This window comes from Shewanella sp. 433 (assembly GCF_059338565.1).
This window is the reverse complement of record NZ_CM181703.1, coordinates 1,469,742-1,482,728: the sequence shown is the minus strand read 5'-3', so window position 1 is coordinate 1,482,728 and position 12,987 is coordinate 1,469,742. Positions and strand designations below refer to the sequence as shown.

The window sequence follows — 12,987 nt, the reverse complement described above, 5'->3', positions numbered from 1 at the left end:
ATTATTTTTTGTCGTCTTTAACTTCTTCGAACTCAGCATCGACAACATCATCAGCAGACGAATCAGTTGATTTTTCAGCTTGTTCGCCTTGGCCTGCTTGTGCCTTAGCTTGAGCAATTTCCATCAACTTAGCAGATGCTTCCATCAATGCTTGAGTCGCTTTCTCGATAGCTTCTTTGTCGTTACCTTTACTTGCGGTATCAACATCGGCCATCGCAGCTTCAATTTTCTCTTTGTCTTCGCTTGGTAGCGCATCGCCTGCTTCTTCGATCTGCTTCTTGGTCGCATGCACCATGCCATCGGCTTGGTTACGTGCGGTTACAAGCTGTTCGAATTTAGCATCTTCGTCTGCGTGTGCTTCAGCATCACGAACCATAGCTTCAACTTCTTCTTCACTTAGACCAGAAGAGGCTTTAATGGTGATCGCTTGTGCTTTACCTGTCTTCTTGTCAGTCGCAGACACGTGCAAGATACCATCAGCATCGATATCGAACGCCACTTCAATTTGTGGCATACCGCGTGGCGCAGGCTCGATACCTTCTAGGTTAAATTGACCTAGAGACTTGTTGGCACTTGACTGCTTACGCTCACCTTGAAGTACGTGAATAGTCACCGCACTCTGGTTGTCATCTGCTGTTGAGAAGACTTGACTCGCCTTAGTTGGGATAGTCGTGTTCTTCTCAATTAGCTTAGTCATTACACTACCCATGGTTTCAATACCCAAAGAAAGTGGTGTAACGTCTAGCAATAGTACGTCTTTTACGTCACCAGAAAGTACACCAGCTTGCACTGCTGCACCGATAGCTACCGCTTCGTCTGGGTTAACGTCTTGGCGGATCTCTTTACCAAAGAAGGCAGAAACTTCTGCGCGTACTTTAGGCATACGAGTTTGACCACCAACCAAAATCACTTCGTTTACATCTGATACTGATAGATCAGCGTCAGCTAAAGCTACTTTTAGCGGCTCAAGTGTACGAGCAATCAAATCTTCAACCAGTGACTCAAGTTTAGCGCGTGTGATCTTAACCACTAAGTGCTTAGGACCTGTCGCATCTGCCGTGATATAAGGCAGGTTAACTTCAGTCTGTGTGGTGCTAGAAAGTTCAATCTTCGCTTTTTCAGCAGCTTCTTTTAGACGCTGCATTGCTAGCGGATCGTTACGTAGATCGATTGACTGCTCTTTCTTGAACTCATCGGCTAGGTAGTTGATTAGACGGTTGTCAAAATCTTCACCACCTAAGTGAGTGTCACCGTTAGTCGCCAGTACTTCGAATGTTTGCTCACCATCTACGCTATCGATTTCGATGATAGAGATATCGAATGTACCACCACCTAAGTCGTATACCGCAACAACGTTGTCGCCTTGCTTCTTATCGATACCGTAAGCCAATGCCGCAGCCGTTGGTTCGTTAATAATACGCTTAACTTCAAGACCCGCGATACGGCCAGCATCTTTAGTCGCTTGACGCTGTGAGTCGTTAAAGTATGCAGGAACGGTAATTACCGCTTCTGTTACTGGCTCACCTAAAAAGTCTTCGGCAGTCTTCTTCATCTTCTTCAGAATTTCTGCAGACACTTGTGGTGGCGCCATTTTCTTACCGTGCGCTTCAACCCATGCATCACCGTTGTCAGCACCGATGATCTTAAACGGCATGATGTCTACGTCGCGCTGTACTTCATCATCTTTAAAACGACGACCAATAAGACGCTTAATCGCAAAGAAGGTATTCTTTGGGTTAGTTACCGCTTGGCGCTTCGCAGGCTGACCAACCAATACTTCTTCACCTGTGTAAGCGATGATTGAAGGGGTGGTACGATCGCCCTCTGCGTTTTCAATTACGCGCGCCTTGCCACCATCTAATACTGCAACACAAGAGTTGGTTGTACCTAAATCGATACCAATAATTTTACCCATGGAGTCCTCCAATAAAAACTTTTAACGAATGCTAAATTTGTCATCTGATTCAGATATGGGGATAGGCGTCATGATTTTCAAGCCTTACTATCCAAGCCAATATCTTTCCTTAACACCCTATATTGGGCCGCCTGAGATGATTACAAGGGTTAAAAATATAAAAATTAGCTTAATTGAACATTTTTTTGGCTGAAAGTCAGTTCAATAACCGGCCTTATAGGTATAATGTATACAATTAGTCATCCAAACAGCCCACAATAGCCATGCTCTATGGCCATTTCAGTTAACGAGATAAGTCAGTGAAATCATCTAATCAAGCCTACTTCTATGCCATTGGTGCCATATTACTCTGGTCCACCGTCGCCACCGCATTTAAGTTAGCCTTGAGCCACTTTACGCCATTGCAGTTGGTGTTTATTGCCGTCTCCAGCTCCATTGTGGCACTGACTGTCATCCTGCTAATTATGGGCAAATTTCACCTAATTCAACGCCAATGGGCTCGCCGCCCTTGGTTTTATTTACAAAGTGGGCTGCTCAATCCGTTTCTCTATTATTTGGTGCTGTTTAAGGCCTATGACTTATTACCGGCGCAGCAGGCGCTGTCGCTCAATTACACTTGGGCCATTCTATTGCCGTTATTATCGGTGCCGCTACTCAAACAAAAGCTACGCAAAAGCGATCTCACCGCGGCGCTTATCGCCTATCTAGGGGTGTTTATTATCGCCACCAATGGTCATATTACCGATATCCACTTTGACAGCGCTGCAGGGGTGATGCTTGCGCTCACCAGCACCGTACTTTGGTGTCTTTATTGGATAATCAACACCAAAGACAGTGGCGACCCTGTGGTTAGCTTGCTACTCAGTTTTTTAATGGGCTTGCCTTTTATTGTGGTGACATTGCTACTGACCGAATCGCTGCCCACTTGGAACGCCAACGCCTTTGGCGCTGCGGTTTATGTGGGGTTGTTTGAGATGGGTGTGACCTTTGTTCTGTGGTTAGTGGCCCTGAAAAAAGCCGACCGCACTGCCAGCATGAGCACGTTAGTGTTTATCACACCAGTATTATCGGTGGGCTTTATCGCTTGGATATTACAAGAAACCATTACCCGCTCGACCTTCATCGGCCTCGGGTTAATTTTATCGGCACTGGCACTGCAGCAGTTATTACCACAGCTAAAACGGCGTCCGCCCAAAGCCCCGCTATCTCCAGGGCTATAGTCTATTGGGCTATAAGATGCCCTTCCCCAATTGAGACTAGCGATTAGGTGCTCGGAAGCCATTTTATTTTGTCGTACAAAATAAAATGGCTGCACTGAACAACAGCCCAGCACAGACACCTTTAAACATAAAAAAGAGAAAGCATTAGGGAATAGCTGCTTTCTCTTTAAGCCGTGTTAGTTTTACAGGCGTTGACTCAAGTCAACGCCATTAGCGACGGGCGGTATAATCCCCAACCCCTATCCACTTATAGGTGGTTAAGGCTTCAAGCCCCATCGGGCCCCGCGCATGCAATTTTTGCGTCGACACCGCTACTTCGGCACCAAGCCCAAATTGACCGCCATCGGTAAAGCGCGTACTCGCATTCACGTATACCGCAGAGGCATCGACCTGATTAACAAAGTAGGCGGCGGCGTGGATATTGTCAGTTAATATCCCCTCAGAATGACCACTGGAATAATGACGAATATGGGCAATCGCGGCGTCAATATCATCGACCACCTTAATGCCTAATGTGAGTGCTAACCACTCCTGTGCATAGCTGTCCTCAGTGGCATCATGCATATCCACAGCTAAACCATCAGCCAAGGTTTTGGCCTGCGGACAGGCATAAAAGCTCACGCCTAAATCGGCCAATTGACGATACAGTTTAGGCAGCAACTGGCCAGCGATGTCTCGATGCACTAGCGCGGTATCGAGCGCATTACACACGGTAGGACGCTGCACCTTAGCGTTGGCGATCACGACTATCGCCTTGTCGATATCGACCTCTTTGTCTGCATACAGGTGGCAAATCCCTATCCCGCCCAATATCACGGGGATAGTCGCTTGCTCGGCGCATAAGCGCTGCAGATGTTGGCCACCACGGGGCACTATCATGTCGATATAATTATCGAGCTTTAACAGTCCCGTCACTAAGGCACGGTCGGGGCTTTGGATCAACTGCACCGCATCGGCTGGTAGCTCTTGCGCGGTTATGGCCTCACGAATCGCATCACTGAGTGCCACATTTGACAGCAATGTCTCTTTACCACCACGCAAGATAACGGCATTGCCGGTCTTTAGGGCCAACACTGCGATATCGACGGTGACATTTGGGCGCGCCTCATAAATCACCCCAACCACCCCTAATGGCACGCGGCGACGCGACAAACGCAGCCCGTTATCGAGCAACTGACTTTCTAGCTCGGTCCCGACAGGATCGGCAAGGCGTATCACATTGTCGATATCGGCTATGACATTATTAAGCCGGTCCTTATCAAGCAGCAAACGGTCGATCATCGCATCATTAAGGCCGCTGGCACGTGCGTTAGCCACGTCTTGCTGATTGGCCGCGATAATGGTGTCGCTACGGGCGGTTAACGTGGTCGCGATGGCGCTCAGTAGCTGCTGTTTCTGCTCACCACTGAGATTGGCCAGTGCATAGCTTGCCTGCTTTGCTTGCTGACCGAGTGTCTGCAAGTAGGCTTGATGATGTTCAATCACACCCTTACTCCTAAAGTTATCTCAGCTGTTACTGAAATGATTAATATTATGTACTTTTACAGCACCACCATATCGTTACGGTGTACAACGGCAGCGCCATAATCGTAGCCAAGGATAGAATCGATTTCATCTGAGTGCCTACCAGCAATGGCCAGCAGATCCTTAGCACTGTAACGAGTCATGCCCCTTGCATATTCGCGGCCCAACTCGTCCACCAGCTGCAAGGTCGCACCACGCTCAAATTGGCCACTGACGCTGACAATACCTTTTGACAGTAGGCTGCGACCTTTTTGGGTAACAGCCACAATCGCGCCACTATCGAGTACTAATTTACCTTTAGTGGCAGGTCCTGCTAAGATCCATTGCTTACGGCTTTCAAGCGGGTTTTCTAGCGCGGTAAAGTGCGTACCCACCGCCTCTTTACATACCGCATCTTGGATGACCCTTGGTCTATGGCCTGATGCTATAACCACTTCAATACCGGCGCGGCGGGCAATATCGGCGGCCTGCAACTTGGTCGCCATGCCGCCAGTACCTAATCCAGACACAGCTCCGCCTGCAAGCCGACGTAAACTGTCATCAATATTAACCACCTGTTTAATCAACTTGGCATCAGGATTGGCACGAGGATCGGCATCGAACAGCCCTTTTTGGTCGGTCAATAAAATCAAAAGGTCGGCATCACACAGTAGCGCCGCCCTGGCCGATAAATTATCGTTATCGCCCACTTTTATCTCGTTGGTCGCCACCGCATCGTTTTCATTAATGATAGGAATAATGCCATTAGCTAATAACGCATTAAGCGAGTCTCTGGCATTGAGATAACGCTCTCGGTCGTGCAGATCGGCGCGGGTCAGCAACATCTGCCCGACATGTAAACCGTAAATACTAAACAGTTGTGACCACGCCAGAATCAGTTGTCCCTGCCCCACAGCGGCCAACAGTTGCTTATTGGCCACCGTATCGGGCAGGCTAGGATAACCTAAATGTTCGCGCCCAGCGGCTATGGCCCCCGAGGTACACAACACCACTTCAATGCCTGACTTCATTAAGCTTGCCATCTGGCGCGCCAGTTCAACCATATGCGCCTTATCTAGCTGCCTAGAGCCGGATGTCAGCACACTGGTCCCCAATTTCACCACCACACGGCGGTAACCAATCTCACTTAAGTTCATTTTAAAAAAAGTAAATAATGCCGAACTTAGCGTTATACCCAATCCACAGAAAAATTGATAGCGAATGAACTAAAAGATGAGTAGCTTGCAACATCAAGGCAGGCCTAAATGACCTGCCTAGCCGTTTTATAATAAGTGGAGTGTTTAGTATCACTAACTGGAAAACGTTTTATAGCTTCGATATTTCACCTTAAAGAAAATGATATAGAACACAGGCACAACGACTAGCGTCAATACGGTCGCCACCCCAAGACCAAACATCACTACCGCTGCAAGAGACTCGAAAAATGCATCGGTAATGAGCGGCAATACCCCCAAAATGGTCGTGATGGCCGCCATACAAACAGGTCTAACACGACTAACAGTGGATTCAAATACCGCCTCAAACACCTCTGTTCCCTTCTCAATTTCCGTATTGATTTGGTCTAACAGCACAATGCCATTTTTCAATAACATACCAGATAGGCTTAACATTCCTAATAACGCCATAAAACTAAAGGGTTTATCGAGCACCAATAACCCCAAGGTGATCCCTATAATGGCTAACGGCACACAACACCAAATAACCAGCGGCTTACGTACCGAGTTAAACAGAAAAACAGTGATCAGGAACATAAATAGAAAGCCCAAAGGCAAGGTCGCAAACAAGGATTCTTGAGCATCATTAGATGATTCATACTCACCGCCCCAATTAAGCTCATAACCAGAGGGGAGTTCTATCGCCTCGACACTCGACTGCATCTTAGAAAGCAGTTCCGTCGGCAATATGTCATAGGCAAAATCGGCATCGGCAAACACTGTGATGGTGCGCTTACGATCTCTGCGTTGAATAATAGGGTCTTCAAACTTTACATCAAAGCCATCAACGACCTGTTGCATAGGCACATAAACGCCCAGCACAGGGCTCCATATCCGCAAACTCTCCAAGGATCCAATATCAACTCGTTCCTCTTCGGGTAATCGAGCCACTATGGGTAACAGTGTTGTCCCCTCTCTATACATGCCGATGTTCATCCCGGCAAATGCAAACTTAAGGTTGTCATCAACGTTACTTTTGACTATGCCTAAACGACGTGCCTGAGACTCATTAAAGCCCGGAGAGATAAATTTCACACGCTCACGCCAATCATGGCGCACATTGACGGTTCCTGGCGTGCGATTAAAAACGGTCATCACTTGGAATGCTAACTCCCTCAGGACATCGGGATCTGCACCACTGATCCTGGCTTCAATTTTGGCATCGGAAGAGGGGCCGATTTCTAGGCGCTTAAACTTAAACTGTACCTGAGGGAACCTGGCTTCAACCTGCTCGCGATAGGTTGTCATGGCAGGCAACAAGGCATCAAAGCTTGTGGTACGTAACGCCAGTTGTGAATAGGATGAGTAGTTTTTCTCTGGCGCATAAGTCAACAGAAAACGCGGGAATCCCTTACCAACCGTAGAAGCCGCAAACTCGACATTGTCGATTTGAACGGCCATCGATTCCATCTCTTGCGTCACACGCTGTGTTTCACGAATATCAGTGCCTTCAGGCAGCCACACATCGACCAAAAAAATAGGGGTCGTAGATGGCGGAAAAAAGGACTGTTTCACATAAGCGAACCCAGCCAAAGCCGCGACGAAAGCGCTGCAAACCAGCAAAACCGTGACCCAACGAAAACGCATACAAATATCTAATAAAGCTTTGTAAGCGGTAAAAAATGCTCCGCCATAGGGGTCCTTTTCAGCGCCTTTAACCACCTTCTCACCATCTGCACCAAAGAAAAGTTGCGCAAAGAAAGGGGTGATGGTAATCGCCGTGACCCAAGAAAGTAGCAGAGAAAATAACAACACCCAGAATAGCGATCCGGCAAACTCGCCGGTCGCATCGGGCGACAGGCCTATCGGTGCAAACGCGGTAATGGCAATAATTGTGGCGCCAAACAGTGGCCACATGGTTTGTTTAACGATTGCTTGCGCAGCTTGCAAGGTTGTCTCGCCGCGTTGACGACCAATTAAGATCCCCTCAACCACCACAATGGCATTATCAACCAGCATCCCTAGCGCAATGATCAGCGCGCCCAAGGAGATCCTCTGCAGCTCAATATCAGCCTGCAACATCAATATAAAGGTGCCAAGACAGGTTAAAAAGAGGATTAAACCAATCAATATCCCGCTCTTTAGCCCCATAAAGACCAGTAGAACACCAATAACGATCGCCACGGCCGCAATGAGGTTCCATACAAAACTGCCCACCGATTTATCAACCTCTTCAGGCTGATTATACATGGTTGCGATTTTCATCCCCGCAGGGCGAGCATCATCTATCTCGGCTAATTTCTCGGCGACCGCGTCGCCTACTGACACTACATTCACACCGGATGAAAATGAGACACCAATATTGATTGCGCTATCTTGGTTAAAACTTAGGACATTACTTGGGATATCCTGAAAGCCCCGTTTAATACTGGCGACGTCTCTGAGGTAAATCAGTTTAGCCCCCGCAGCCCCTGGAATGATCAGATCGCCAAGTTCGGTAACTGTTTTAAAACCGCCGCTGGTGCGGATCCGTAAGTTATCACCCGCCACGCGAATATTGCCCGCATCTGACACCATATTCTGAGAGTTCAGCAGATTACTAATCGTTGCTGGGTCTATATTTGAGTTAGATAACTTGTTTAATGATATCTCAAGAAAAATCTGTTCCTGCTGTGCCCCGGCCAATGAAACCTTGCCGACACCAGGCACCAGTTCTAATTCACGTTTAACAAAATCAACATAATCAAGCAGGTCTCGATAGCTGTAATCAGGCCCACTGACCATATACATGATGCCGTAAACATCGCCAAAGTCATCATTCACCATTGGCGGGTTCACCCCTGGTGGCAACTGAGCGGACATATCATTGACCTTACGGCGCAACTCATCCCAAATCTGTGGTAATTCATCTGGGCCATAGTTGTTTTTCATGGTGACGCTTATCTGTGACAACCCTGAGGTGCTCAACGAACGGATCTTATCCACATAAGGCAACGCCTGAATCGCCTTTTCTATGGGGTAAGTCACCTCTTCCTCAACCTCAGTGGATGTCGCACCGGGGTAAAGCGTTACCACAACGGCATCTTTAATGGTGAAAGGGGGATCTTCTAACTGACCTAGGCCAGTAAAGGCCATTAGCCCACCGATGAGTAAGATCAGTGAAAACATCCAACTGATCACGGCATTTTTGACAAAGTACCCTGCTACATTCATTGTGACTATCCCTTAATCAGCTCAACTCTCTGTCCATCAACTAAGCGCTTAGCCCCACCAGTGATGATGATCTGCCCACCGGATAACCCTGAAACCACTTCAATCATGTCACCGACAATTACACCCAGCTTAACCTGCTGATATTTAACGCTATCGCTATCAGCCTGATACAGCCACACTCCACCCTCTTGTTCATTTATTTGACTACCATCTCGCATCAGCACAGCCTCAATTGGCACCAAGTGCTGCCGAGTGTAGGTGTAGGTCAAATGGCTTAAGTTAGCTTTTACTTTGGCAGGCATCCCCTCAAGGATTTTATATTTGCCATCTAAGGGCACCGCTAGTGTGGCAATAAACGTATAAGATGAGGGATCTTTTTCCGTGTTTATCTCTAAGATGGTGCCTTTAAAAATCACCTCAGGAAACGCGTCAAACGTCACATCATAAACCTGCTGCATAGCCTTAACATCATTGCGCTTTGATACCGCTAGCAAAATATCTGGGATCTGCACCTCGACATCTATGCGTTCAACTTTATGCATAGTGACAATTTCAGAGCCAGGTCGGACATTCTCGAAGGACTCCACAAAAATATCGCTGACAACACCATCGAACGGTGCTCGTAACTCGGTGTAATCTAGATACAATTTTGCTTGCTTGGCCTCGGCAAGAGACACTAAATATTGAGCTTTTATCTGGTCATATTCTGATTGCGAGATCAGCTGCTTATCGACTAACAGTTTGGTTCGCTGAGCCTGTTTACGAGCGACCTCCATCCTCGCAGTGCGATCGTTTAACACTATTTCGTAATCCTGCTTATCCAATGCCGCCAGCAAATCGCCCTTTTTAACCCGCTGACCTTTTATAACGGGTATGCTACTGATCCTGCCATCGACGCGAAATGAAAGCGGAGTGAGATCTTGAGCCCGCGCCAGCGCATTAAACTCTCTAATCACTTGATTGTTGCTGTACGGTAGGGTGAACGTTTCAACTCGAGCCACTGGTGCTTCAATCACCATAGACTCACTGCAACCCATCAGCAAAAGTCCACCCACTAGACATGAGGCCATAAGTGTTTTCATATTAAAGCCCCCGCTCTTTTAACCAACGCACCGCATTTTGCCCATCGACTAACTCCGACGCCCCTGCAACCACCAGCCAGTCGCCATCATTTAGCCCCTCAACGATTTGATTTGACTCTATCACTACGGGAACTTTCTCGACGCGCTTAACCCTCTCCAACCATCGAAATACATAACGTTGCCCGTCTGATTCCACAATGGCACCATCAGACAATGTCACCCCACTATCACTCACACCTGAAGGCAGCACGGCCTTGACACTCGCCGCCATGCCGGGCAAGACATTGAGTTTTTCTGGAATGGGTAATGTCACGATCAGGGTGTAGCTGCCAGTATCGGGATCAGCGACGGTATTAAGCTCCTTTAATCTGGCAGCAAACCACTCATCGCGGCTATCAAACTTCACTTCTATCCCGGCATACTCGCTATCAAACCGATTAAGCCGTTGTAATGCGCCAATAAACTGTTCTGGTAATTGGAAGCTAACATCTACCGCATTCTCGGTTTGGATCCCCAATACTGGTTCCTGCGTCTGTGCATATTGAAACACACGCATATAACGCTTAGAGATGATTCCGTCATAGGGCGCCAATAAGCGGGTATAAGTTAAGTCAGAATTGGCCTTATCTAACGCAGCTTGCGCCACGGTATACTCACCTTTTGATTGATCATAATCCCCTCGTGAAACCACACCTTGCTCAACTAAGTTGCTGGCGCGCTCAAATAAGACCTTCGCCAGCTCAAACTGGGCGTTAGCCACTGCTCTTTGCTGCTCATAAATGGCCGGATCTAGCGTCGCCAAGGTGTCTCCCATACGCACTTCATCACCTGGGCTCACCAAAATACTGGCTATCTCGCCCGCGACACGAAACGAGAGTATGGCTCGATCAGCAGCCCTGACTTCTCCAGGCAACACCCGTTCTCGCGTCCCCTGTCCATAGGCAAACTGAACTACCTTTACAGGCCTAAAATCGGCCAGAGGGGCTTCGAGCAATAAAGATTTTACTGGGGGACTACAAAGCAAAAACAAACAACAGATAAACAACACTGATAAGGCATTTAAAAATGATTTCATGGCAAGGTTTCCAGTGCCCAACTAAAGTAGACACCAAGTTATCAACTTGTAAAAAAGTATAGCGTGGGCATATTTTTAAATACATAGCATCTGTCAAAATTCATTGATTTAGTTGAATCTTTTTCTGTATAGCAGGGGTAAATCTAAAACAGTGGTTCACTAGCGCGAGAAATAACCGTGAGACATAAACGCAAAAAGCAGATAGGAGGGATGAGCGGACATCTAAAATAAAAAAGAAACAGTTTACTAAATGGTAAGAGTCTCACACAAAATAGACATGTGAGACTCTGTAAAAAGTGGGCTGAAGTTAGTTAGCCATAGATAAACTTAGCTAAAAATAGAACGGCTAATACTGCCACGCCCAGGCTCAAATCTTTATAACGACCACTTAATAGCTTAATCGCCGCATAGGCCACAAACCCCATGGCAATACCCGTTGCTATCGAGAAGGTCAGTGGCATTAAGATACATACCACCACCACTGGGGCCGCTTCGGTTAAGTCATCCCAATCAACATGCATTAGGCCCGACATCATTAAGATAGCCACATAAAACAAAGTGCCTGCGGTGGCATAGGCTGGCACCATACCGGCCAGCGGTGAGATAAACAGCGATAATAAAAACATTACCCCAACCACCACGGCGGTGAGTCCAGTGCGGCCACCGGCACTGACACCTGCGGTACTTTCAATGTAACTTGTGGTTGTTGAGGTGCCTAACATGGCACCAGCAATGGTCGCTGTGCTGTCGGCAGTCAGCGCGCGGTTCAATCTAGGCAAGCGGCCTTTATCATCCAGAAACCCACCACGATGGGCAACAGCCACTAAGGTGCCAGAGGTATCGAACAGATCGACAAACAAAAAGGCAAACACAACCGAGAGCATGCTGATCTCTAGGACACTAGAGAGGTCCATTTGCATAAAGGTCGGTGCAATAGAGGGTGGCATCGCCATCAGGCCATTATATTGCACATCGCCAAATAATACCCCCAGCACGGTGATCGACAGAATGCTGACGATAACGGCTGATTTCATGCCGCGATGCACCATGGCGATGATCATAAAAAAGCCCAGCACCGCCATCACAGCAGGAAATGCCGTCACATCCCCCATGCTGACCAAGGTCGCCGGATTCGCCACAACAATGCCAGCACTCTTTAGTCCGATTAACGCCAAAAACAGGCCTATGCCCGCCGCAATACCTAAACGCAGCGACATAGGAATACTGTTAACAATCCACTCGCGAATTTTGACTAAAGACAACACGAGAAAACAGACGCCAGACAGAAACACTGCACCTAGTGCCGTTTCCCAGCTATAACCCATTTCACCGACAACTGTGTAGGTAAAAAAGGCATTGAGCCCCATGCCTGGTGCTAATGCTATGGGGTAATTAGCCACTATCCCCATAATTAAACAGCCAATGGCGGCCGCAAGACAGGTCGCCACAAATACTGCGCCGTGATCCATGCCGGCATCAGCAAGCATCATAGGGTTAACGAAAATGATGTAGGCCATGGTTAAAAAAGTGGTTAATCCGGCCACCACTTCTTGCTTCAAACTAGTTTGATGTGCTTTTAATTTGAATAATTTTTCTAACATGGAACAAGGTTCCTTGAATAATAAGTCATTGTAGGGGTTAGTAATATCACCAGAGCACTGGGATATCGCGCGCCGATTATACTCGACAATGCCCCAATAACAGCCAATCAGAGAGCAATAAGATGCAGAACACTGAATTTTAGGCAAAAAAAAGCCTGCTCAAAGAGCAGGCAAGACATGTATCAAGTGTTCCTAACGGAAAA

At 47.5% G+C, this 12,987-nt stretch carries 8 protein-coding genes; 1 reads left to right on the top strand and 7 read right to left on the bottom strand.

Going from position 1 to position 12,987, the window contains the following annotated elements:
* Position 1 precedes the first annotated feature (1 nt).
* On the bottom strand, positions 2-1,915 hold the full coding sequence (dnaK, locus tag AC5YB1_RS06665; protein ID WP_494521194.1) for a molecular chaperone DnaK: 1,914 nt from the start codon (positions 1,913-1,915) through the stop codon (positions 2-4).
* A 299-nt stretch (positions 1,916-2,214) separates the two neighbouring features.
* On the opposite strand from dnaK, the gene AC5YB1_RS06660 reads away from it, so the two are divergent.
* A complete protein-coding gene (locus tag AC5YB1_RS06660) occupies positions 2,215-3,135 on the top strand; it encodes a DMT family transporter (protein ID WP_494521193.1) in 921 nt (306 codons plus the stop codon).
* Positions 3,136-3,345: 210 nt separating this feature from the next.
* On the opposite strand, the gene AC5YB1_RS06655 is transcribed toward AC5YB1_RS06660, so the two are convergent.
* The 6 genes from AC5YB1_RS06655 to AC5YB1_RS06630 all read right to left on the bottom strand — a co-directional run bounded on the left by AC5YB1_RS06655 (position 3,346) and on the right by AC5YB1_RS06630 (position 12,784).
* Entirely contained in the window at positions 3,346-4,620 is a 1,275-nt protein-coding gene (locus tag AC5YB1_RS06655; RefSeq protein WP_475514548.1) for a glutamate-5-semialdehyde dehydrogenase, read from the bottom strand.
* 56 nt (positions 4,621-4,676) lie between these two features.
* A complete protein-coding gene (gene proB, locus AC5YB1_RS06650; protein WP_494521192.1) occupies positions 4,677-5,795 on the bottom strand; it encodes a glutamate 5-kinase in 1,119 nt (372 codons plus the stop codon).
* A gap of 153 nt (positions 5,796-5,948) precedes the next feature.
* Positions 5,949-9,026 (bottom strand): efflux RND transporter permease subunit, encoded by a 3,078-nt coding sequence (locus AC5YB1_RS06645; protein ID WP_494521191.1) that lies wholly within the window; start codon positions 9,024-9,026, stop codon positions 5,949-5,951.
* 5 nt (positions 9,027-9,031) lie between these two features.
* Positions 9,032-10,108, bottom strand: coding sequence for an efflux RND transporter periplasmic adaptor subunit (locus AC5YB1_RS06640; protein WP_494521190.1), 1,077 nt, complete (start codon positions 10,106-10,108; stop codon positions 9,032-9,034).
* A gap of 1 nt (position 10,109) precedes the next feature.
* The gene (locus AC5YB1_RS06635; RefSeq protein WP_494521189.1) at positions 10,110-11,183 is read right to left on the bottom strand and encodes an efflux RND transporter periplasmic adaptor subunit; all 1,074 of its coding nucleotides are present in this window, start codon (positions 11,181-11,183) and stop codon (positions 10,110-10,112) included.
* A gap of 311 nt (positions 11,184-11,494) precedes the next feature.
* Entirely contained in the window at positions 11,495-12,784 is a 1,290-nt protein-coding gene (locus AC5YB1_RS06630; RefSeq protein WP_475514550.1) for an NCS2 family permease, read from the bottom strand.
* Positions 12,785-12,987: the final 203 nt, after the last annotated feature.

Excerpts from the sequence above, each read along its gene's own strand:
- dnaK (WP_494521194.1), bottom strand. The coding sequence starts at position 1,915 with ATGGGTAAAATTATTGGTATCGATTTAGGTACAACCAACTCTTGTGTT.
- proB (WP_494521192.1), bottom strand. The coding sequence starts at position 5,795 with ATGAACTTAAGTGAGATTGGTTACCGCCGTGTGGTGGTGAAATTGGGG.
- AC5YB1_RS06645 (WP_494521191.1), bottom strand. The coding sequence starts at position 9,026 with ATGAATGTAGCAGGGTACTTTGTCAAAAATGCCGTGATCAGTTGGATG.
- AC5YB1_RS06640 (WP_494521190.1), bottom strand. The coding sequence starts at position 10,108 with ATGAAAACACTTATGGCCTCATGTCTAGTGGGTGGACTTTTGCTGATG.
- AC5YB1_RS06635 (WP_494521189.1), bottom strand. The coding sequence starts at position 11,183 with ATGAAATCATTTTTAAATGCCTTATCAGTGTTGTTTATCTGTTGTTTG.
- AC5YB1_RS06630 (WP_475514550.1), bottom strand. The coding sequence starts at position 12,784 with ATGTTAGAAAAATTATTCAAATTAAAAGCACATCAAACTAGTTTGAAG.